The organism is Alkalicoccus chagannorensis DSM 18086, assembly GCF_000429725.1.
GTDB classification, from domain to species: domain Bacteria; phylum Bacillota; class Bacilli; order Bacillales; family Salisediminibacteriaceae; genus Alkalicoccus; species Alkalicoccus chagannorensis.
This window is the reverse complement of record NZ_KE386944.1, coordinates 153,316-175,256: the sequence shown is the minus strand read 5'-3', so window position 1 is coordinate 175,256 and position 21,941 is coordinate 153,316. Positions and strand designations below refer to the sequence as shown.

The window sequence follows — 21,941 nt, the reverse complement described above, 5'->3', positions numbered from 1 at the left end:
TCAACCATGAGAGGGGGAAGGAATGAAGACATTCAGTAATGTGCTAATACTCGCCGGGGTCGTCATGCTCGCCGTATTCGGCTTTACGATTTACCAGCAGTCCAATACACAAAATCACTCATTAGAAGAAGCAGAAAGTATGTTAGAAGAACAAGCAGAAGCCGAAGAAGCAGGTCGATCCGGCCTAGAGTCCAACACCACAAGTGAGCAGGAGGAGTCTTCTCCTCCTTCTCCCCCTTCTATGGATGCTACGTTTTCTATCAGCAGTCTGTTCAGTGGACTGACCGTCCCAGAATCTGTTGCAGCTTCTGAACATGATGATGTGTCAGAAGAAAAAAAGCTCAAAGAAAAAAAACTCGACAAAGAGATTGAGCAAGATCAACGTACTGAGCCTACATATGATTCAACCGGGGTTGAACGCTTCCATCATTACGAAAATCAGGATGAAATCCTGGAGGAAGTTTTCCATAACTGGAGAGAAGATTATGATGACTGGTCCACCGAAGAACAGGAAAACGCAAGCAGCGATCAAGCTTCACCTAGTCCATCGAATGACGACTTGAATGTCCAGGAAGAAGATGGCGGATTTACTATGGAGTTGGAAGAAAACGATCCGTATGCGGTGCTGAATATCCCGAAACTCGATGCAGACCTACCTGTCCTTTATGGTGCTGATGAAGACACTTTGGATCGAGGCGTCGGCCATATGCCAGAGACTGCCTTCCCCGGCGAAGGGGAACAGATCGCCTATGCCGGCCACCGTGATACCGTCTTCCGCGATTTCGGAGAGATGGAAATTGGAGATCGCATGTCTATCGCCACTCCATATGGCGAGTATGAGTATGAAATCCGCGAATTTGATATCGTCGACGCAGATGACCGAAGCGTGATTCGGGACATGGATGAAGAAGTACTCGTGCTGATCACCTGCTATCCGTTTGAATATTGGGCCAGCGCCCCAGAGCGTTTCATTGTCTATGCGTACCCTGTAGAAGAGTAAGGGACGTCAGCCCGCATTCTCCAGCAGCAGAAGAAAGGCCTGAAGGACAGAACAAAAGTGCTAAACTGCGTGTGCCGCAGGTTTCTGAAGGGAAGAAAGGTGGCTTCTTTTTTTCCCCGCAGCGTGCAACGCCGTCTCCCTCGATGAACACGTATCATTCTTATCACATGAAGAAGGGCATCTCCATTGAATGGGAGATGCCCTCTTCTTGCTGTCGTCATTCTTCACAGCGTAACGTACCATCTACGGTATCAAATCGATGCCAACGGGCCGGCGCTTAATAATCCATTTTCGCCAGGAAGCGTACGCTGAACTCGACATGATCCCCTTTATTTCTTGGCGTAATGACAATGTACCATTCTCCAGAACGGGGGACTTCAATTTCAGCTGGTGACTGCTTAGCCATGCCTCCATAAAACGTACACTCTTTGTTCTGCTTAAAACGATCAAAATTGTTTCTATCCATCAATCGGACCTGGGCTGTGCGGTTCAACTCGACACTGACCGTATCTCCTCTTGTCAAATATTGGCGGACATACTTCGACTTCATCGTTAATCACCTCCCCTTCTGATAGGATGGTGCTGCAATGAAACTGAGCGTGGTTCCGCTATACCCTGTTTCCCTTCTCTTCACCCATTTTATCCCTGGTTCTTTGGGACCTTTTTTATTTAAATTCCACATCAAAAGAAGGAGGAAAGACTTGCATGTTGTATAGTGAGATAATTATTAAAAACAAAATAAGTCCTAAATCAGCTTTTTGTGGTAACAATCTGTTGCTATATTTAAATTAGAATCACATTTTGAAAACAAAGGGGTTGTTTTCATGGAAGAGATTGCAAAGAAGCCATTTTACAAACGCTGGTGGTTCCTTGTTCTCGGTGTGATTATCGTTGCAGCTGCTGCTTTGGCAAGCGATGAGGACGATTTGGTACAAGGAGATGAGGGCGATGAGACAGAAGAAGTCCATTCCATCGATTTTCAAGCTGATGTCGCTTTTGAAGGAGAAGAAGTCCATGTATCTGGAAGCACTACTCTTGCTGACAGTTCGTTGATCACTTTAGAAGTTGAGCACATTGAAGATCATGATTATTTCAAAGTGAAAGATGCTGAAGTACAAGAAGGCAAATTTGAATCGGTATTTGATATAAACGATTATCCTGATGGCGAAATAGCCGTTTATTATGAATTCAACCCCTCCTATCAACCCGATGAAATTCAAGAACTTTATGGCAGCGATGGCGAGTTCATCGAAGGTGACGCTGTAAAAAAGGCAGAAACCTCGAATATTCATTATATTGCTTTCGTCGAGTTTGTTGAAAAAGACACATCTAATATCATTCCTATCGACTTTGCAGCGGATATTCATTTTCAAGAAGAGGAAATCGTATTTTCGGGAAATACTAATCTTGTTGACGGTGCGCTGATCACCATAGATATAAATCATACGGAATACCCTGGCTACTTCCAAGCAGATGAAGTTGAAATCCAAGGTGAGCAGTTTGAATCAAAATTTGATATTGGAGGGTACCCTCAGGGAGAGATTACCGTGGAGTATGAATTCCTCCCCGGAAATCAATTGGAAGAAATTGTTGAACTATATGGAGAAGCGGGAGAATTTATGGAAGGAGATGCTGTCAAACCTCAAGGCAGCTTGTCTTCTCAGCGTATTACTTCTAAAGAAACCTTTATGAAGAAAACGGCAGATACCCATTCCATTGAATTTCAGACAGAGGTTCATTCCGAAGATGATGAGGTATCTGTGTCGGGTGATACCAATTTTGAAAATGGCACATTAATCAACGTAGAAGTCATTCATCTTGATGAATCCGATTTGATGGAGATCGATGAAGTGGAAGTTCAGAATGGCCAATTTGAATCTATCATTTCGATACCTGACTTTCCTGAAGGGTTAATCGCCGTATATTCTGAATTTCACCCTGACAAACAAACAGAAGAAATTCAGCAATTGTATGGAAGTTCGGGAGAATTTATTGAAGGGGAAGCAGTACTTCATTACAACTTCAAAAATATGCAGTATATCACCACTCAAGAAGTAATCATGATATCTAACCCGATTCGCTTAACTGGGAGTGGCGACACTGTAACAGAAATGTTCGAATTAACCGACGGATTTGCAGTTGTAGATTTCTCACATAGTGGTGAAAGGAACTTCTCCGTAAAACTGATGGATGAATCAGGGACCTCTTCCCTCCTAGCAAATGAAATCGGAAACTACAGTGGAACCAGTTTTGAATTAACTGAGGACGGTGAATACCTGCTCGAGATCAATGCGGATGGAGAGTGGTCTGTATCAATGGACCAATCCTTTCCCGCTCCATCGAATATTGAAGAAGGGGAACCGCATTCTCTTTCAGGTATCGTAGACAGCGTTATCTTCCTCTCTCTTGAACCAGGGTTGAAACGTATTGATTTAACGCATAGTGGAGGAAGGAATTTCATCGTAAAACTTAACGGCGTTTCTTTATGGGCGAATGAAATCGGCAGCTACTCAGGAGCCACTACAGAGATGATAAATGAAGAGAGTGTTTATGCAGTCTCAGTTATTGCTGACGGCGAATGGACAATCGATATTGAATAGGTAACAGGCTCCATCCTATCCCAAATGAAGAAGACATCAATATATATTTTGCGCAACGTCGATTCAAGCACTCCTCCCTTGACCTGGATTTCAAGTTAATAGATCAATAACTATCTGTTCCCTTCAAAACATTCACACCCCTTAAATACCATGACTAAAGGTTCTATATTTGTAAAATGAAATACGTGTTAGAAATACTTTGCGCACAATGAAGTCACTTGCTCTCTATGAAAAGACAATTTGAATAATGATAGTTATGCTCATTCCACTAACTTTCTTTAATTACCTGCATAAGGAGGCTTATCATGAGACAACCCCGTTTTGTTCTCAACGGCATAATCATGGTATTCACGGTAGTTTTGGCAGCGTGTGGCGCTGAAAACATGGAAGAAGATGAACTTTCCGCAGAAAACAACTCGAACTATGTAGAAAATAGTAATGTTTCCAGCAACAATGAGAATATCTCCAGTAACAATTTAGTAGATGATGAAGACATTGCGCCTCAAAATTGCAGCGATTTTAGTGATGGAAGAGAAGTATTTAATTTTTGGTCGGATAATGGCTACCACTCTAGTAATGACCCGCTTAACCTTGATGGAAATAGCAGCGGAGTACCTTGCGAAGTTTTGACTTCAGACTTGGAAGAGGATTTCAAAGAGTATGAGAATTCAATAACTGCTTCCAATCAGTCTGCCGATGAAGAGACTGCTACGATGGATTTAAACGATTATATAGAAATGTTAGTTGAGGACATTAGCGGTTTGGAAACAGGGCATGAAGATTATCCATTTACTCTAAATGACATTGAATCACTAGAACAAACAGACGATATGCAAATACTTGAAATAACCTTAGTCTCCCACTATGGATGGAGTCCCGATTCAATAAAAAACACCTCGCTCGATGAGAGTGTTGATTATTTTAAAAGGATTTTTGCAGACCGTGAAGAATTTCAAAGAGTCGAAATTTATTGGCTTGCACCATTTACTGATCAATATGGAAATACAGAACTTGGAGAAATGGTAAATGTAGATCTCACGAAAGATACGAGCGAAAGAATCAATTGGGATCAATTTGATGCTAAAAATCTCCCTGAAGTAGCTGATTACTATCATCAGCATCAGAGTTTTGATTAATAAATGCAGCCAATAAAAATAAAGGATAATCGCAGCTTTTCCTACATGAAGTCCTATTGGAAGAATTCAAATTACAATAAAAAGAAACTTCCATATGAAGGAAGTTTAAACAAGTATAAAATGGCGACCCTGAGAGGATTCGAACCTCCGACCTGCTGCTTAGGAGGCCGTTGACTGCCTTAGGATGATGTAAGGTGAAGTGTAAAATATATTGATGCAACGGACTATATATGTGTTTTAACCTAACGTGATTTGATTTGGTTGGGGCACAAATGATGAAATTGTTCCCCAAAAGTTCCCCATATGATACAAAGCAGGGCTGCGGCTCTGCTTCTTTTTTTATAAAAAGATTTTAGGTTATGGTTTACACCAGCCGAATCTGCCATCATCGAGTTGTTTGAATTTGAAGATGTGGTGAAGCAGATTTACTCAAATAAAAAAAGGAACTGCGCCAACAGTTCCTTGAGATAGGTCCGAAACCTATCGGTGAAGGACCGGCAAGTCCTTCAAAATCTTATGACAGAGTAAAGCAAATCCGAAATGTACCACGAATCGTCCGGCGCTTTTAATATGCGCAAATTTGCGATGAACAACGAACTCAATATCAATAATGTCCGTCATACTTTCACTAGATTGCGCTCAAAATGCCAGCATCTTTGCGATTGAAATTACAACTAACTTAAATTTATTTTAACTTTAACTTTCTTGTAAGTCAATAAAAAACAAAGACAAGGACAGGGGCCAGTAGCCCCTGTTTTTTTATTTGCTTAAAACAGCCTGCCGTTTTTCTTGGTTCCAATCTACGTTGAGATCAAGCTTCTCGCCCAGCTCGCGCACGGGCAGGAAGGTCCGACCCTCGACGATCGTACCGTCTACCTCATTACCATTTAGCTTGGCGACATGCTTATCTTGATCCCAGTCCACTGATGCCCCGACCAGATCCGCTAGCGTCCGCATCTGTGCAAAGCTGCGCCCATCCTCGATAAAAGCAGGGATCTCCTCGCCGTTGTAAGTAACAGACGGCTCTGGTTTGCTCTCTGTTTTGTTGGCCTCCTCGATCACTCTGGAGAGCGGGAAGTTACGTCCCGGACAAGCGGTATTGCTGACGCCGTTATGCCCGATGATCTCCGCATTCGGATAATCCTTTTTGAGCTTGCGGACCAGCCAGATACAAGCCTCGATCTGCTCCTCGGAAGGAGTCTGAGAGTCAAAATTACCGGCCACACAGACGCCGATGCTGCGGTTGTTATAGCTGCCACCGGCATGAGCGCCCTGTTTTTTGCCTCGTCCCTTATAGATGATAGCCTGTCGGTGGATAAAGTAGTTATAGCCAATTCCGGCCCACCCCAGATCGTCACGATGATACATGTGCGTGTCCATTAGACCCCAGGACGGATGAGCCGTGTGATGGATGATGATATACTCCACGTTGTTTAGGTTACGGAGGCTGCCGTTAAAACGGAGATTCGGCTCTACAATTTGCATTATGCTTTCCCCTTCCTTTTTCTTGCTTCCTCTGTCACATCGTTATCGCGCCACCACGCCCAGATAGCAGCAGCAGTCGTTACAACTGCAGATACACCTTGCTCCATCTCCTCTTGTGTAAACGGCAGCGGTGACATGCCAAACGACGCCAGCAGTTGATTGATCAGTGCCAGCGCCAGTACAGTCGTGCGGATGATCGTTCCCTTATCCATTGTTAGCCTCCTACATAAAATTGAGAATAAAGAATAAATGCGACAAATCAGCGTTAACGAGCACGCCGATCACAAGCACAAATGCCAGTATCGTCATAAAAAACCACTTAAACGTTCGGCTGACAATACCCTTTAAAAAATCTGTAAATCCATCCTGCTTGTCCAATACGGCCTGCATGCCTTGCTTTATATCCCTTGTATCTGTCTTGAGAGAGTCTATACTACGTTTGAGCTCATCCATACGTTGATGCGCTTGAGTGTCGCGCATCTGCACCTCCTCTTTTAGATTGGTGAGCTCCCCCTCGATCTCTTTGATTTTTTGCTCTACATCTTTGATGTCCGCTAACTGCTGACCTGATGACATTCTTAGCCCCCTCTGACTACATAATAAAAGGCACGACCTATCGCCGCACCTCTGCTGATGATTGCTTCATATCCTGTTTAATTTTCTTGATTAAGGTCGGCCGGTCATCGCCAAATACCGCCTCCAGGCTAAAGCCATCCGGCTCGTAGACCTCTCGTATCATCGTGATGCGGGCATCGATGGTGACGCCCCAATCCTTGTTTTGCAGGGTAACGATGTCGCCGAGGTCATAGTCTGTCTCGTACGTAAACGGAGACTGCTGCAGGATGTCGCCCTCTAAAAAGACTTCCTGCTCCCGATCCCGGAGCTCTCGTTCTCCTCGGTTCTCCAGTTCTTCAATGATATCCTCTTCCGGACGTGGCTGGTCCTCGCCTTCTTCATCCTCTTCCTCTTCATCCACGTCTCGGGCATCTACAAAGGTCTCGTAGCGCTCCAGGCCCTCGCCACCGCCAACCTCGACAAAGCGGCGTTCGGTTCCCTCACCTTGGCCACCCACATAAGCAGCGTTTCGGTAGTCTGTATCATCCTCGTAAAAGTTCATGCTCTTGAGAGAGTCAAACTGCGGCGAAAAGATAACAGGTGGATTGTCTGATTGCGATGTAGTTAGGTCTTTGCCTTCCAATACAACAAAATCCCACCGCTGTTCGGCGATGTTGAGCACGACATTCCAGCCCATGCCGGATGCTTTCGACTGGTCCTCTAATTCCTCGGCAAGGTTCTTATAGCGACTTCTCCACTGCAGCGTCTCGCCTTTTTCTTCGTTGTCGGTGACATGGATTTTCTCGATCTGACGCTCCGAATCGTCGGGATCTACCACGTTCCGCTCCACATAATGCTTCATCACGGTTTCGGCTGGTCCTTGCCGGTTATCATAGGACGTGTGCGACGGCGGTAGGGTGAGACGCTGCGACAGGATAGACTTAAGCGCGGGCGCACGTATGTTCCAAACCTCCGACGCTTTGCCGTCCTGATCCAGCTCAATCTCTCGCCTACGGATGATAAACACTTTGCTGGTGTCGCCGCCTACCATTAAAACGACGCCCTTCTGTAGTAGATGGGCGTCTCTGGTGTGGCGGTTTATTCGTAGTTCTAACTCTCCAACACCGCGCCAGTCTCTCTCGACAATAGCGGACGTGTATCGGTCTAACTCCGTCAGTAGCTCAAAATCTTGTGTGACTACTCTGATGGGTTTCATGCGTCACCTCCAACCTGTATAGTAATGATTTAAAGGGGTGTTAATTTATGAAAAGTGCTGTTGAACAAGTAAGAGAAAACCTAATCCTGAACGATAAACTTGTGGAAGCTGCGAACATTCAACCTGCTACGGATATAATGAACAGTGTGGATTTTTTTAATCCTTGGACAGAGGATATTTCTGCAGTCCAAAAAATGAACGCTGAATTACAAGAAATGCGTGAGAACTTCCGTCCACTTGAAGCATTTAACGAAGGTGTAAACAGCATTGTTGATTCAATGCAAAACATATACACTTTTCAAGATTACATTAACGAATTAGAATTAACGCCAACCCTCAATTCGTCATTGCAAGAGATTATAGACATTTATGCCAACTATGACCTTGAAGAGAAGACTGCGGACAACGAAGAGTTTGCAAAAGAAGTGAAAGAAAAAATTAAAAAAGCCTCGAAAGTCACTTTTAAAGGTATTGTTATATTAATAAGGGCGTTCCCCCGACTTTTAAAAATTCTTTATGAAGAAGGTTCAGTAAGCCAAGAGGAAATCCAAGAAATAATAGAAAAGTGTAATAGAGAATTTAGTGAAATTGTAATAGAACTAGAAAAGCAGAAGGACGAGTAACCTTCTGCTTTTAGTAATTCAACTATTGCGCATCATCGGTCTGCTATTCCGTAATCAGCTTTTCAAGGCCCAGCGCCCGCAGTTCGTCCGCTACTTCCTCTTTTAAAACGTTCGGCACCTCGTCGTATGTCTTTGCCTCTCGTACAATGAGTGTTGTATAAATCGTCGCCATCGTATATCGCTCCTTTAGTAGTATTTGAAACGCTGCCCACGCCGTCTTAATTATCCGCAGCATCTAAAATCGCCTGTACTTCTTCCTGCAGGTGCGCCGGAACATCATCGATCGTTTTTTCCCCGCGCTCGATCAGTCGTGCGTATATCGTCGCCATCTATTCCGCCTCCTTGTTCATTTCTTCGTAAAGCTCGGTTACCGCCAGCATCACATTTGTATTTTCCGATTCCAGCGACAGGTTCTTTTCGTACACTTCCGTCATTGCGTCCATTGCGGATAAAATATCAACAGCATTTTCGCCGCTTTGGTTGTACGCTATGATGAGGTTAAACGGATGGTTTTTCGGGATGCTCACTTCTTCGCCATCGGGCAGTGTTCCGTCTTTTACGTAGTCGATGTACATCGAGGTAAAATCCTCCGGCATCCGTTTGATTTCCTCATAACGCTCCTGCATCGCTTCTGTGACTTCAATTTCTTTTGTTCCTACGATCTTGATATGATCGTGTTTTTCGGCTACTTTTTCCCACCAATCAACGGACGGGAGTGCATAAGTAGTGCGCTCATTTCCGTTTTCGTTGATTGTGATTTCGTGGGGATGTAATGTGTATTGATTGCCTTTGCGTTGTAGCATGTTAACACCCCTTTCTTACTCGCTAAATTCAAGGACGAAACGGACGCCGAAAACCGAGGCAGAATTAACCGACGAATTCTGTCCTGCGTTAGAAACTCCGGAAGAACCTCCGCGAACGACGCGAGAATTTGTGCTATCCTCGACCGTTTCCTGACACCGAGAAGAAGCCCCGTCTCCAAAGTCACTGTCAGTATGCAAGTCCTCATCTGTAAAACCCACTCCCCAATCCGGCACATCGCTTTCTACGTAATCAGGATTTACCCAATCGCCGGTAGCCGCTCGTTCGTGTATCGGCAACATAAGTCTGTTCCACTCGCTACCGGGAGCGTCTCGATCACCGTCATGATTGCTATCCAAAGGGTCGTTGGCGGATCCTCTCATTAATCTCACTCTGTACGTCAACCCATCGATGGTCACTTGCGCGTCTTGAGCAACGCGGTCACTCGGACTAAAATTACTGTCATTGTCGAGCATCCACTGTTCGCCGCTAGATATGTCGTCCCCAGTGCCGTATACCGCGCCTAAGTTATAAATACTGTTCCAGTTTACGCCATACACAATCGGCTTTTTATTCACAAACTGGACGTTCCCCTCGTACGAAAACTTCAGCCACCCTTCATCGGAAAATTGACTGGTTCCTGTTGACAATCCTAATTCGCTTAGCAAGTCTTCTCCAGTTATGAGTTGCGATGCAGCCACCTGGCCATAGTACCCCGCGTCCATATCGCCTCCGACCAGCTGTGATGGCCCGGGCGCGGGGGAGTTATTGTTAAAAGCGAAACTCTCCCATATCGCCTCCCCCTCCGCCTCACCTAAACAAACAAAAGCCTCGCGAATGTATTCGCCGTCGTCGTATATCCATACGCTCCCTGCCAAAAATCCCCCATCGCTGTTGTCGGTAGATTCCGGCTTCCTTTCTGCGTCAAACTTAGAGGGTCGTGTGTTGCTTTTTAATTCATTTATTAGATCCATGACGTCTTGCCCGTCAATCTGAGTGCCTTCCTTTAACCTCGCCATCCTACCACTCCTTTCAATTAAAAAAGCAGCCCGGATGGACTGCCCTTACGTTATTCCGATGCCGATACAGCCTTAATCCTAGATGGATCATGCCCGGTCTCTTCCGCGATTCTTCTGGACAAATAAAATGCCTCATCCACCCTGTCCATATCCACGTCTATTCGGATGATTTCGTCCGAAGAAGCCATTCCGTTTCCTTCTGTCGAAAATAGCTTGTAGTCTACCCATGCCATCATATTCATCAACCCCTATCGAGTAGTAGCCTTTATGGCCCTACTCTACATACTCCTAGAGGTCGAAAAATGTGTCAGTTTTTCCGATATTTTTTTTGAAAAACTACTCACATTACTGAGGCGCAGTTAGTTGTTTAAAAACATCGCTAGCGCTCTCCGTTAGTTGAGGAATGGTTCTAAATCTTTGTACGAAAATGAACTGTAATTAATATTGTTATCGTTAAAATACTTCCTAACTAAATCAACTAAACTGTGGTTTGTTCCATTGTATTCTTCATTACTTTTAGCAAATTCGATAGCTTTTTTAGTCTGTTCTGGCATCATTTAACCCCCAATATTTTTATTGTTAACGAACCCGATGTAGGCTCGGTATTTGCGCCATATCTAAACCTCAAACCAGCGAAAAAAGCGTTAGGATTACCTCCGAAAATTTTATCAAAACCATCTTCTGCGTTAAAACTAGCAATCAAGTAACGAACCCCACTATTTTCAGGTGTACTAATAGTCGGTATTGACCAAGTTTCTCCGTCAAAATAACGATATGCCCCTGATGTTCCAGCTGATGTTGGTGTCCAAGCTCTTATTTCTACACTAGCATCAAGAGTATCAATAACAACAACGTTTATATATCTGTATTGCTTTAATGTTTCGAGATCAACACTCTCCGTGAAACTATTTCCACTACCTGTAACTGCTTCTGCGTCTAAGAGTATGTGCTCATCAACTATACTCCCAGTAAGTTGAGCAGTGGTCTGCATGGCATAGCTGCCGTCATCCTTCTGTTTGATCAAATCTCCGACTGTAAAACTAGGCATCCAAATCTACCCCTTCCTCAATTCCCTCAATCTCGATTTCCTTGCCATCTGTAAACTTGACGCTCAACCCTTCCAGCAGCTCGTTGACAAATAGGTTGCCTTTTTGGTCAAAATACATGCCTTCAGGTGAGACGAGGTTTTCTTTTATGCCCAACAGGATCTCGACAAAGCGCTCAAAATCGATACCCTCGTCTATCTCTGTGTCCTCGTCGATGGTGTACGTGTCGTCAATCTCCTGCGCCTCGTCCCAGCTGGCGATTAGTTCAAAAACCTCTCCACGGAGCAAGAGGCTGCCGTCAGCGTTGATTCTGGCAATCGTCCGCATTAGTCATCCACCACCAGATCAAGCGTGCCTGTGCTGCTGTTGTAGCGCCACGCAAAGGGGCCATATTGGTGAGGTTCGTCGTCCGTTTTGTGGTCTCGAAACTCCGGGTATGGCGTAAAACCTTCATCTTTAACGCCGTCAATAAATTCTTCCCATTCCTCCAAAAACTGCGATGTGGGAATGCTGATCAGCGAGTGCACAAGGCCGCAAAGGTCCTCGTCCAGTCGTTCATCGGTAACATCCTCTTGCTGCAGACTCGCCGTGTCCTGATTGACGTAGATTTGTGCGAGTGAGACCTCGTAGATAAAGTTGTCTCGCTGTAGTTCCGGTGGCTCCGGATCTTCCGCTGAGTCTCCCTCCAAGACAAACAACTTGATAAATCGGCTCTGGTTTCTGCTATCCCAGCGGAGCACCACTCGATCAATGCGGTCCAAATCCGACTCCGGGACGGCGTGCTCCAGCGTCAGATCGGATGTGTTCTCATAAAAATAACCGCGCATAATAGCACGGCCCGAACTGACAACTGTATTGAGTGTGCCCGCCTCTACGTTGACCTCCATGCCCGGATTCTCGTCTGTGTGCAACAGGCCGGTGCTGAGAACACTATTAAAATACTCAGCAAAGTCGGCTGCTTGATACTTTCGTTGATCGTCCGTAGTGCTGTTAAAAAACTTATAGATTTCCGCCATAAAACTTCATCCTCTCTATACTCCGACGTATTTCTTTTGCCAAAACATGTCCACGCGCGCGCCTTGGATGTCGTTGTCGGCGCTGTATTCAAGCTCATTCTCACCAATGGCAAGCTGGAAAAACGTGCTCTCCAGGTCGATCCAGTTAAATACGTTTCTCTCGGACCCGTCAGCAGATACAAAAACCACGCTCTTTTGTCCGGGCGTGGTGTCGATCCTCATATATTCGTCTTCATCAAGAGTTTGGTTAACCTTAATAAACTCATCCGTCGTCATGTTATCAATACGCGGATTCTCGGCAGGTCCGTAAAACTCAATCTGCAGCGGGGACGGAGCATCTCCATCATTGTCGATCACCCTCGCATCACGCTGCAGGCCCATCTCAAACTCTCCTTCAAAGGCAAATTCAAAGAGTGGCTCGAACGTGGGTTCTTCTTCGATGTTGGGTGATCGCCAATATGGGTTTGGGGCCATCAAATCAATGGTAGTTTTTAGATAAATATTCCCCTGCTCAGCATCCTCAGAAAATTTAGGTGCACCATCACTCACAGCATCAATCAAATATTCATCTCCGTTGGGCTCAACTACCTTTAAAACACCTAACCCGTATTTTGGATTAAACGATGCAGCAAACATCCGCCTCAGTTCATAAAGCGTTTCTGTATTACCTAATAAAAACACTTCCAATGTCATCTCTCTAGGGTCAAACAGCTGGTCGATCAATGATTCTCCGTCCTGGAAGGGTGCTTTTTCCATTTGCAACTCTACATCTGAGCCGCCGATGCCTTTTATTTTTTTTAGTCGGTACTGATCACGAGTGTGCTGATGAAAATCGACTGATGGCCCTCTAGCTGGTTCCCATGATACTTGCATTAGCTAGACCCCCATTCCTCGGCTGCTTGCCTCAGCATTTTTCGTTGTTTTCTTCGTTCTTCGGATGGATCTCTGGAGTCGTTAAAGGTCTGCTGTATAACAATCTCTTGAGCAGCTTCCGCTCCCGCCCCAACCGTCGCCAGATCAAAGTCTCCACCTGTAATATCCGGGAGACTGAGTAAGTCAGCCATCATGCTTTGGATGCTAGACTGACTTTGGTTTAAAGAATCCATTATTGGATTGCCGAAATCCAGCTTGTGAATGTCTCGTAAAGGACCTTCTTTGGCAGGAGAAAATGGTAAAAAGTCTCTCGCTGAACTAGCCACATCGCCGATGGCTCCTGTAACTTCTCCAATGGCTCCTTTAATTCCATCGGCAATTGATCCGACAATGTTGGCACCAGCATCATAAAAGTCCGTAACCCATCCAATGACTGTATCGTAAGCCTCGCTCATTCCGTCCGATACTGCAGATACAACATCCGAAAAGGCTGTGGCCGCACCATCATACAAGTCTGTAAAAGTAGAGATTACGCCCTCGTATATATCTGATGCAATCCGTGTGGCCGTACTGAGCATTTCTTCGAAGTTTTGCCTAATCGAAGAAAGCATATCGCCAAGGAACCCCGTCACAGAGCTGTAGATTTCGGACCAAGTTTTAGTGATAAACGATAATACTTCAGACATGGTTGAGCTGGCTGTGCTAAGCATTTCCGCAAAATTTTGAGTGATGGAGGAAAGTATATTCCCTAGAAAATCCGCAACAGCCGTATAAATATCGGACCAAGTTTGTCTTATGAAGGATAAAACATCAGACATGATCGTGGTCGTGGTGCTGAGTACATTAGAAAAGATAGAGGACACTCGTTCAAAAATGGACGATAGCATTTCTGATGTCACAGAAAACGCATTGCTCCAGGCCTCCGAAATCGCAGAATAAATATCATTAAAGATATCAACGGCGCTCGATAACAAATCCGTGAAAAATCCGACAACAGTGCTTACTATCTCCGACACAATTTCGGTTCCTGAAGAAAGCAAATCTTGAAACCAGTCAATAATGGCATTGACCATATCCGGTATGATCGAGTTACCAACAAGCGTGTCGTACAAACCTTGGAAAAAGCCGACGATCGTATCTACAAACGTCGATATAAACGAGACGACCCCCTCCCAGAGGCTTTGCACGAAGTTGATGGCTGATTCTGTGGCTCGCTCCCACTGCTCGGTGGCTGCTGTTAGATCTCCCGCCAGCAGACTGCCCACAGCCATTGCGACGTTAGCAACAGTACTGACGAGGCTCACAAAAGCACTTAGCAATGGGCCGACCGCTGCAACTACTGCATTAATTGTCGACATAGCCACAGCAAAAGCTGCTACCAATGCGCCGCCGACAATAGCGGCAAGCAATTCTAATTTCGGCCGCAATGTATCAAACAATTCCACGAGTTGTTCCCATGTTGGCTGCAAAGAGTCTCGGAAATTCTCGAAGTTTTCAAGTAACGAGTCGATAAACTCACGAGCCGCCTCTACAATATCCTGTCCATGTGTCTGCCAAAATTCCTGCACTTGGGTCAGCACATCGCCGATAAACTCCGCGATATTGAGCATGACCTCGGAGATACGCTCAAATATCTGAGTAAAGATTTCTCTTGTTCGTTCCAGTATGGCCGATCCATTCTCATCCCAGAATGATCGGATGGCTGATACCGCATCCATAAAGACCTCACGGACGCTTTGCATGGCTGAGTTGATGATCTCGCGGAACTCCTCCGAGGTTTGATAGGCGATGATAAAACCAGCGACTAACCCAGCGATAGCGCCGACAATCAAGCCGATTGGCGATAGAAAAGCCGCAAAGATTTTGACTAATGCACCTGTAGCCACCATCATTTTCCCAAAGATAAACAAAGCTGGACCTAATGCGGCAACTAACCCTGTAACTACACCGATAAGCGCCTGCGTCCGTCCAGATAGATTGACAAAGTATGTGGCAACATCAGAAATGCGCTGCCCGAATTCCTGCAGAACTGGTAAAATTCTGTCTTGTATGATCGGGAATACAACATCCATCAAAAAACCCATGACCTCGGCGGCCACGGGCATAAAAACAGATTTAAGCATGCGCGTCATATCATCCCAAGCGTCGTTAAACTCCTCGGAGGCTTCCACCATGTCATCAGACATAATAATGCCCATGTCCTCAGCGTGCTCCATGAGCTCTTCCATCGACATGTTTCCTTCTTCGATTGCTGTAGCAAGCTCAGGGCCTACCTTGGAGCCGAATAAGTCCATGGCCTTCTCTGTTCTGACGCTGCTGTCCTCAATCCCGTGCAGACCCTCAATCGATTGCATCATCGCATCGTTGGTCGAGAGCGTTCCGTTGTCGAGATCCTCCATACTAACGCCCAATTCAGAAAGTTGATCACGGGCATCGTCAGAACCTTGTGCTGCTTCGCCCATGGTTTGATTGAGGTTGCGCAGGCCGCGCTCCATCGTGGATTGCTCCACGCCCATCTGCCCCATGGCATATTCCATCTTTTGATACTCTTCGTAGGATAAACCAACGGCGCGGCTGTTTTTGGCAATCTCATCGCCACTATTGGCAAACCCTTTCGTGACACCAACAAGACCAGCAGCAAGGCCAGCAATAGGGCCGGTGATCATCGCTGTCATCCCTGCGCCGACGCTGCTTACTTGCTGGCCAGCATCCTGCATGGATTGACCCATGCCTTGAACGCCGGATTTTGCCTCATTTAGTCCGTTTTTGAGGTCTGATACTTGCGACCGTAACGTAACTACAACATCTCCAATGCTCATGATCGTTTCACCGTCCCTCCGAGCGCCTTAGCCCAGTTCATCGCCGCTACTTTCTGCTGGTCCACAGTGTTGTTGTGGGCTCTAGATTTCTTTTCGCCAAACCACTCCAGCGGCTCTTTCCGTTTGTTCTGCTTCTTTTTCGGTAGCTTGCTATTGTAGATCACGGATGCAATCAACCCGGCTCGAAAGTCCTCCCGTCGTTGCACAGCAGCCTCATATCGCTTTTTCTCATTCATGCGGTCGATAAGTGCCGCGAAGTGCGCGGGCGTAGTCTCCCACCAGATCTGATGATCCGTCATGCCAAATTCAAAGCGCCCGATCGACCATAACTCTAGCCAATCGAGCGCTTTTTGTTTTTTGTTGTGCCACCGCCGGATTTTTCCGTGTTGTCATCCGCTTTTTTGACGTTCATCTGCTGCATGGCATCTTTAATTTTGTCAAAAACATCTTCCATGTTGCCTGGGTGAATGGCGTGGCCGACCTGCTCATAAGTGAGATCTGGATCCTCGTGCAGCATGGATACCCAGACAAACGTAAGCACATCAATCAGGCTTTCCTCGTCCATTTTGTCTATGCTTTTGCCGCGATGTTCTTCAAACTTCGCCATGGCACCGAGTGTGATGTACATTGTTCGTGGTTTGTCTAGTTCTACTTCAATTGGCTTTGGCATATTCGACATGTTTATTCTGCTCCCCCTTCAGATCCAGCCTCAAATGTCGGCTTTCCAGATACCTTCCACGATACGCTGGCTTTGATTGCTTCTTCCATTTCCGCCTCAATCTCAAATCCGTTGACAAAGGCTTCGAACTCAAAATAAGAGCGATCCTCTTCTTCGTCTGCATCCGGGAAAATCATGCGGTACATCTCATTGTCGCCTGCATTAAAATCATCGAGCGCCTTCATGTGAGAGGGCTCGTCCTTAAGAAAGAACAGTTCTGCCTCAATTTCACCGGCGTCTTTAAGTCCTTGCACATACTCCCGGTATCCACCTTCGGAGTCGTGTGATGTGACGTCAATTTCGTCAGCTTCCATGGACGGTCCTGTAATATCTGTGAGTTCCGCTACCCCCTCCCACGTATCCGTCTCCGTTTTCCTTTTAATCTGTGTACCAAAGGCTTTTTTTGCTTGTGAAGTCATATCAAATCTCTCCCTTTTCGTTAGTCAGAATAAGAGACGCTGAAATCAACGCTCTTTTGATAAACGCCTGTGTCAATATCGTGCTGGTCGGGTCCATAAGCATCTACAAAGATGGACTGAAACCCTGGTTTACTATACTCGCGGTAGCCGGATAGGCGGTCAATAATGTCATTAATTGTCGTGACGCATCGTCCATAATTTTTAGATGATACGGTAACTTGTATAGAGGTGGTGTATAAATTAGAGTCTCCGGAATGAGAGTAGTATCGGCTGCCTGCAATCTGCTGATATTTTGTGAAAACCTCATCCGATCCCCACTCTGATAGTTGCCTTGGGATCGTGAGGGGATACGTCGGCTCACCTGTGGCTTCAGAAACTATCTGCTGAAATCTACTGAGCATCATATCAACTACCCGCCAGATCGCTGATAGCACCGACAAAAGCTGCCCGTTGAGCACTGCGCGTGTTCATGAGCGCAGGTCTTAGATACGGCTGGGCGCTCGTTGAAAAGTTCCTTCCCAGAGCGTCCGCGCCTGTAAATCCAAACTCAATGCGTGCCGCATAAGGAACTTCCTCGGACGGGCCCACGCGCGCATCACCACCGCTCACTTCGTGCGTAATGGATCTTCGGAGGGTGCCTGTCTCCACTGGCGCCATAGATTTTGCCACGCTCTCTACTTCGAGGGAAGCTGTCTCCAAGGCTGTAGCCACAGCATCATCCACGCCTCCCTCCAACGCCTCCAACTTAGCTACAACAGCATCTAGTCCGGAAATGTCCATGGAAAACATATCTTTTCCCATTAGATTGCCCTCCTCTCTACCTGCAGGCGCGTGTGCGTGTCTTGTGAATTGATCTCGACCAAAAGGACCCTATACGTTTCCTCTTTGCCATTGCGCGAAGTGTGGACTTCCATTCCGGTCTTGATATCCGGATACACACCGATCAAAAGGATGGAGTGCGTGTGCAGTCCGTAGACGCTGCCATCATTTCGCACCTCATCTCCTCCAGCGCTGGATATCTGTGCTTTTAACCCTTCATAAAGCGTGGATTCTGACGGGATTGGCTGCCCGAAGTCATCCGTTTGATCCTCGTCCTCGGTGGTGATGTCCACTACATGCAAAAACCGGTTGCTGATCCAATCCATGCGGCGGTTGTCGATGATGGCTCTATTTTGCACGACGCATCATATCCTTCCAGACAAGCTCACGAGCGCTGAACATGTCGTTGGCCTGCTCCACGATGGCAAAGCCGCCTTCTTCTTCGTAATCTTTTCTAAGTTGTTGAGCGGCCTTCCGTAAGTCGGCGGCTACCTGTGGTCCGTTGGTTTGCGTATCTTGCGACGTGACCACCTTCAGGATGATCGTCTCAGAAGATGCCATTGTCTCTAGAGCACGAGCCGCTGCAAGCTTCCACTCACCATCCTCCATCGCAAGGAACGCCTCGATCTCATCATCATCAAAGTAGCGGTTGTCCTCGTTGGTGTCCGCAATAACAAGCCGTATACGGCCTTTCTTGGTTTTAGGGTCATAACTAAAACTCATACATCCTCACCTGCCGGATGTCGCTGAGGCTCTCGCAGATTATCCGGAGGATCCGAGCGTTTTTTGATGTCCTTCACGTCCTTGCTGATGGACTTAATCTCTTTCCCGATGTCTTCTAAGGCTTTTAAATGCGGATCTTTTGGCACGATCATCCCTCCTTGTCTAAATAAAAAGAGCGCAGCCTCAGCTACGCTCCTCTGTTTACTCTCCGGATCCGTTGGATGCTACTGCATAACGAGGGTCCATGAGGGTCCCGCCAAAGACGTGGCGGACCTTATACGTGATAGAGTCCGTATCAAAGTCGCCCCACATCGGATCACCAAGCTGCCCACCACCAGGGCGCATAGCATTCGGAGACTTCATCATGAGGGTTGGGTCTTCGTATCCTCGCAGACGCCCGAACTCCATGGCTCCTCGTCCCTCGGATGGGTCCGCAAACAAGAACCATGGTGGGTTGGCTGCATCTTTTGCTACCACAGGGATGTAGTCATTGACCACAATCTGCAGATCGTTGCGCATCCAGTTGGCTGTGATCATTTCCTGTTCGGACGTGCCGCCGCCAGTACCTTTCGAGCGGATTTCTGTCGCATTGATGATCTGTCGCGCCTGCACTTCGAGCTCAGGAGGGACAACGAGATAACGCGGACGGTTATAAATAGGCTCTCCGGTCGTTGGGTCCTTTTGAGACCGCATCTGTGTAAAGCCTTTCTGGATCCCCTCGACGTTAAGCTTTGGGTTGCCTTCGATCACGTTGTTGTTTCCAGAAGTAAAGAACGTCCCACGCGGACCGCTACCAGATAGGAAGAGGTTCGTGACAAACTTTTCTTCGGATCGTCGAGCACCGCGGCCCAGACGTTCTGGAGCGTCAGCAAAAGCGTCAAGGTCATCATTAATGAGTGTTTCCCAAGCAAACTGGAGCAGCTTACCGAACTTCTTGACCTGATACTGGTACTTGCCCTCATCCATCGTGTCGAGTTTGTATTCCTGCTGCTGCTTAACCTCGTCCAGTACGCCGTCAGCACCGTCGACATAATGACGGTTGACCGGACGGAAGTCTGGAACGGTCGTCACGCGCGTGTACGCCTGAAACGTCTGCGGACTGTGGCGGTAACCTGCCAGTAGTAGACGGTCGATGACATCACCGAATAGTAACGGGAAGTCCGATGTGGCCATGGCTTCTTGGAGCGCATGAGTCGGAAGCTTCCCCTGCATGACGCCTGCAAGTAGTTGTGCAGACTCCGCAAAACGACGCTGCCGCTCTGGGTCCTGTTTGGCCTGTTGTGCCATGGTCGACACGCTACGGGAGCTTGTCTCTAGAAAAGAGCTGTTCGCTTGAGAAGAGTCTACTACCTCATCCCGAATATCTTTGACAATGTTGATCATGTTAGATTGACTCATATTATTTCCCCACCTTTACTGTAATATCCTCATCTTCGCCAGCTTCAAGGGCATACCCGAAATGCGGCGATGCTCCCTCCGCATCATCTGCTGAAAGTGCACCATCAGCAAAATACAGGGCGTCGCCTTCTTCGACCGCACCTGTCACTGCCAACTTATAGGCGCCGGTAGTGTCCACGCTGACCTTGTCGTCCTCGTCTGCATCCGTTACGGCTACTGCAGGGAGGTCTCCTACAACAACCGGATCACCGGACTCTGTACCTTCTGGCACTGCTAGATATAGCTTCTCCGCTTGGATATATACTTTGTTCTTTGCCATGGTTTACTTCCTCCCTTTCGCGGCTACTTTGGCAGCCTCTTCATCTAGTCCCATACCTTTAAACGCCTCAACCAACGATGCCTCGCTCTGCTCCGCATCAAAACCAGCACCCTGTGCGGATTCAGCAAAGTTTTTGACGCCCGTACCACCGGATACCTGCTGGATATATGCCATCTCGTCTTTTACGGCTTTCTTGACCGATTCCTGCACCTTTTCATAGTCCAGTTCCAGCTTGTCGGTCAGTGGTAGATCCACGCTTGCCTCTTTGACAATACGAGTCACTGCCGGATCCGGAAGGGAGGCTTCTTTTGCTACGCTCTCCACCAGTTCTTTCAGCTGGGCTTGTGCTTTCGCTTCTTTGAGTTGCTTGTTCTCCGACGATAGCGTTTCAATGAGTGTGTTCTTCTCTTCTAGCTTGACGCTCTCCTTAAATTCTTTCTGTGCGCTCTCAAACAGGTCTTTCCGATTTTCTTTCAGACCTTCGAGCGTGATGTCGCTCCACTTCATATCCTCATCACCCTTCTTATTCCGTTTAGATTCGATCAGTTGGACGATCTCACCGCCCCGTCCAGCCAGCGTCACAAAATCCACTGATATAACATCATCGATGGACTCAATAATTGTTCCTTTTCGGCCTTCCGCTTCTCCGTAGGCAGATGTGCCTTTTGCGCGGTGACTCACGCCGATAAACTCACCCATTTCCTGCACAGCATCTTGAAACGGATCAAATACCTTGGCATCCGCATAGACACCAGGACCCGACGGCCCGCTATCGCTGTAGTAGCCGTCCGATTGGAGTACACCAGCAAGGTCTCGGAGGGATCGTTCAGGTCGTTCGTAATTTTCGCTGGCCTCTGGATGGTCCCAGTACATTTGTGTACCAGCTTTGTACTTTGGAGCGCCATCACGCAAAACGGATTCGGCATAATAACCACTGGATCCCCACCCTGGACTGATCACCAGAATTGGAACTGTGTTATCACTCCGAATCCGCGTTTCGATGAGTTGATTGCTTTCCTCGTACTCACCCTTTTCTTTCTTTTGCGCCTGCTGCTCCTCTTTGGCCTTTCGCTCGATCTCGTCAAGTGCATCCTTGTCGTACTCTTTGACTTTCGAGAGAACAGATTGGATTTTCTTCAAGGCATCGTCCAGATCTGCCTCGTTCTTCTTAGATAACGCACGGCCCGCCTCAGCGATGTCTTTATCCTTGTCTCCAGACTCTCCAAGGCTGACGCGGCAAATAGCATAAGCTGCCTGCTCGTCGTGGCCTTGAGCTTGTACTTGATCCACGCAAGATTTTAGATCATCGCTAAAGCTCTCTTTCATAAAAATTGGCGTTGTTGTTCGCTTCATCGC

Annotated in this window: 29 protein-coding genes; 4 read left to right on the top strand and 25 right to left on the bottom strand. The window is 46.8% G+C overall.

What is annotated here, in order from left to right; genetic code table 11:
* Positions 1 to 22: 22 nt before the first annotated feature.
* Positions 23 to 1,000 carry a class D sortase gene (locus tag G477_RS20675; protein WP_051288130.1) on the top strand — a complete coding sequence of 326 codons (978 nt, stop codon included), beginning with the start codon at positions 23 to 25 and terminating at the stop codon, positions 998 to 1,000.
* A 277-nt stretch (positions 1,001 to 1,277) separates the two neighbouring features.
* Here the strand turns inward: G477_RS20675 and G477_RS19930 are convergent, their stop codons facing one another.
* Positions 1,278 to 1,550, bottom strand: a complete 273-nt coding sequence (locus G477_RS19930) for a DUF1883 domain-containing protein (RefSeq protein ID WP_051288128.1) — start codon at positions 1,548 to 1,550, stop codon at positions 1,278 to 1,280.
* Positions 1,551 to 1,824: 274 nt separating this feature from the next.
* Here G477_RS19930 and G477_RS20670 point away from each other — a divergent pair, with 274 nt between their 5' ends.
* Both G477_RS20670 and G477_RS20665 read left to right on the top strand, forming a co-directional pair.
* Complete coding sequence (locus tag G477_RS20670) at positions 1,825 to 3,600, top strand: hypothetical protein (RefSeq protein WP_051288125.1); 1,776 nt, start codon at positions 1,825 to 1,827, stop codon at positions 3,598 to 3,600.
* Positions 3,601 to 3,905: 305 nt separating this feature from the next.
* Positions 3,906 to 4,736, top strand: coding sequence for a hypothetical protein (locus G477_RS20665; protein ID WP_026698745.1), 831 nt, complete (start codon positions 3,906 to 3,908; stop codon positions 4,734 to 4,736).
* A gap of 759 nt (positions 4,737 to 5,495) precedes the next feature.
* Here the strand turns inward: G477_RS20665 and G477_RS20660 are convergent.
* From G477_RS20660 to G477_RS0115790, 4 genes are read right to left on the bottom strand one after another with little or no spacing between them, the layout of a single operon-like run.
* Positions 5,496 to 6,221: an N-acetylmuramoyl-L-alanine amidase gene (locus tag G477_RS20660; RefSeq protein ID WP_051288124.1), complete on the bottom strand. Its 726-nt coding sequence runs from the start codon at positions 6,219 to 6,221 to the stop codon at positions 5,496 to 5,498.
* A complete protein-coding gene (locus G477_RS0115800; RefSeq protein WP_026698744.1) occupies positions 6,221 to 6,433 on the bottom strand; it encodes a phage holin in 213 nt (70 codons plus the stop codon). The genes G477_RS20660 and G477_RS0115800 overlap by 1 nt, the downstream gene beginning before the upstream one ends.
* Positions 6,434 to 6,443: 10 nt before the next feature.
* Entirely contained in the window at positions 6,444 to 6,797 is a 354-nt protein-coding gene (locus G477_RS0115795) for an emp24/gp25L/p24 family protein (RefSeq protein WP_026698743.1), read from the bottom strand.
* A 37-nt stretch (positions 6,798 to 6,834) separates the two neighbouring features.
* The gene (locus G477_RS0115790; RefSeq protein ID WP_026698742.1) at positions 6,835 to 7,992 is read right to left on the bottom strand and encodes a siphovirus ReqiPepy6 Gp37-like family protein; all 1,158 of its coding nucleotides are present in this window, start codon (positions 7,990 to 7,992) and stop codon (positions 6,835 to 6,837) included.
* 47 nt (positions 7,993 to 8,039) lie between these two features.
* Here G477_RS0115790 and G477_RS0115785 point away from each other — a divergent pair, with 47 nt between their 5' ends.
* Entirely contained in the window at positions 8,040 to 8,615 is a 576-nt protein-coding gene (locus G477_RS0115785; protein ID WP_026698741.1) for a hypothetical protein, read from the top strand.
* 43 nt (positions 8,616 to 8,658) lie between these two features.
* On the opposite strand, the gene G477_RS21650 is transcribed toward G477_RS0115785, so the two are convergent.
* The 20 genes from G477_RS21650 to G477_RS0115680 all read right to left on the bottom strand — a co-directional run bounded on the left by G477_RS21650 (position 8,659) and on the right by G477_RS0115680 (position 21,938).
* Positions 8,659 to 8,787: a CD1375 family protein gene (locus G477_RS21650; protein WP_281171177.1), complete on the bottom strand. Its 129-nt coding sequence runs from the start codon at positions 8,785 to 8,787 to the stop codon at positions 8,659 to 8,661.
* Positions 8,788 to 8,833: 46 nt separating this feature from the next.
* Positions 8,834 to 8,944, bottom strand: coding sequence for a CD1375 family protein (locus G477_RS21645; protein WP_281171176.1), 111 nt, complete (start codon positions 8,942 to 8,944; stop codon positions 8,834 to 8,836).
* Positions 8,945 to 9,418 (bottom strand): hypothetical protein, encoded by a 474-nt coding sequence (locus G477_RS0115770; protein WP_026698739.1) that lies wholly within the window; start codon positions 9,416 to 9,418, stop codon positions 8,945 to 8,947.
* A 15-nt stretch (positions 9,419 to 9,433) separates the two neighbouring features.
* A complete protein-coding gene (locus G477_RS0115765; RefSeq protein WP_026698738.1) occupies positions 9,434 to 10,435 on the bottom strand; it encodes a hypothetical protein in 1,002 nt (333 codons plus the stop codon).
* A 50-nt stretch (positions 10,436 to 10,485) separates the two neighbouring features.
* The gene (locus G477_RS0115760; protein ID WP_026698737.1) at positions 10,486 to 10,671 is read right to left on the bottom strand and encodes a hypothetical protein; all 186 of its coding nucleotides are present in this window, start codon (positions 10,669 to 10,671) and stop codon (positions 10,486 to 10,488) included.
* Positions 10,672 to 10,988: 317 nt separating this feature from the next.
* Positions 10,989 to 11,483 carry a hypothetical protein gene (locus G477_RS0115750; protein WP_026698736.1) on the bottom strand — a complete coding sequence of 165 codons (495 nt, stop codon included), beginning with the start codon at positions 11,481 to 11,483 and terminating at the stop codon, positions 10,989 to 10,991.
* On the bottom strand, positions 11,476 to 11,808 hold the full coding sequence (locus tag G477_RS0115745; protein WP_026698735.1) for a hypothetical protein: 333 nt from the start codon (positions 11,806 to 11,808) through the stop codon (positions 11,476 to 11,478). Before G477_RS0115745 ends, G477_RS0115750 begins: the two co-directional genes overlap by 8 nt.
* Positions 11,808 to 12,497, bottom strand: coding sequence for a hypothetical protein (locus G477_RS19910; protein ID WP_051288122.1), 690 nt, complete (start codon positions 12,495 to 12,497; stop codon positions 11,808 to 11,810). Before G477_RS19910 ends, G477_RS0115745 begins: the two co-directional genes overlap by 1 nt.
* Before the next feature lie 15 nt (positions 12,498 to 12,512).
* Positions 12,513 to 13,370 (bottom strand): phage distal tail protein, encoded by an 858-nt coding sequence (locus G477_RS0115735; protein ID WP_026698734.1) that lies wholly within the window; start codon positions 13,368 to 13,370, stop codon positions 12,513 to 12,515.
* Positions 13,370 to 16,189, bottom strand: a complete 2,820-nt coding sequence (locus G477_RS0115730) for a phage tail tape measure protein (protein ID WP_026698733.1) — start codon at positions 16,187 to 16,189, stop codon at positions 13,370 to 13,372. The genes G477_RS0115735 and G477_RS0115730 overlap by 1 nt, the downstream gene beginning before the upstream one ends.
* A complete protein-coding gene (locus G477_RS0115725; RefSeq protein WP_026698732.1) occupies positions 16,186 to 16,488 on the bottom strand; it encodes a hypothetical protein in 303 nt (100 codons plus the stop codon). The genes G477_RS0115730 and G477_RS0115725 overlap by 4 nt, the downstream gene beginning before the upstream one ends.
* A gap of 32 nt (positions 16,489 to 16,520) precedes the next feature.
* Positions 16,521 to 16,868 carry a hypothetical protein gene (locus G477_RS0115720; protein WP_026698731.1) on the bottom strand — a complete coding sequence of 116 codons (348 nt, stop codon included), beginning with the start codon at positions 16,866 to 16,868 and terminating at the stop codon, positions 16,521 to 16,523.
* A gap of 2 nt (positions 16,869 to 16,870) precedes the next feature.
* Positions 16,871 to 17,326, bottom strand: a complete 456-nt coding sequence (locus tag G477_RS19905) for a phage tail tube protein (RefSeq protein WP_035212198.1) — start codon at positions 17,324 to 17,326, stop codon at positions 16,871 to 16,873.
* Between the two features lie 405 nt (positions 17,327 to 17,731).
* On the bottom strand, positions 17,732 to 18,127 hold the full coding sequence (locus G477_RS0115710; RefSeq protein ID WP_026698730.1) for an HK97-gp10 family putative phage morphogenesis protein: 396 nt from the start codon (positions 18,125 to 18,127) through the stop codon (positions 17,732 to 17,734).
* Positions 18,127 to 18,504 carry a hypothetical protein gene (locus tag G477_RS0115705; protein ID WP_026698729.1) on the bottom strand — a complete coding sequence of 126 codons (378 nt, stop codon included), beginning with the start codon at positions 18,502 to 18,504 and terminating at the stop codon, positions 18,127 to 18,129. Before G477_RS0115705 ends, G477_RS0115710 begins: the two co-directional genes overlap by 1 nt.
* Positions 18,494 to 18,868: a hypothetical protein gene (locus G477_RS0115700; protein ID WP_026698728.1), complete on the bottom strand. Its 375-nt coding sequence runs from the start codon at positions 18,866 to 18,868 to the stop codon at positions 18,494 to 18,496. Before G477_RS0115700 ends, G477_RS0115705 begins: the two co-directional genes overlap by 11 nt.
* Positions 18,865 to 19,014 carry a hypothetical protein gene (locus tag G477_RS21285; RefSeq protein ID WP_156897381.1) on the bottom strand — a complete coding sequence of 50 codons (150 nt, stop codon included), beginning with the start codon at positions 19,012 to 19,014 and terminating at the stop codon, positions 18,865 to 18,867. The genes G477_RS0115700 and G477_RS21285 overlap by 4 nt, the downstream gene beginning before the upstream one ends.
* Positions 19,015 to 19,069: 55 nt before the next feature.
* Positions 19,070 to 20,266 carry a phage major capsid protein gene (locus G477_RS0115690; protein ID WP_026698727.1) on the bottom strand — a complete coding sequence of 399 codons (1,197 nt, stop codon included), beginning with the start codon at positions 20,264 to 20,266 and terminating at the stop codon, positions 19,070 to 19,072.
* Between the two features lies 1 nt (position 20,267).
* A complete protein-coding gene (locus G477_RS0115685) occupies positions 20,268 to 20,585 on the bottom strand; it encodes a DUF2190 family protein (RefSeq protein WP_026698726.1) in 318 nt (105 codons plus the stop codon).
* Positions 20,586 to 20,588: 3 nt separating this feature from the next.
* A complete protein-coding gene (locus G477_RS0115680) occupies positions 20,589 to 21,938 on the bottom strand; it encodes a hypothetical protein (RefSeq protein WP_026698725.1) in 1,350 nt (449 codons plus the stop codon).
* Between the last annotated feature and the right edge of the window lie 3 nt (positions 21,939 to 21,941).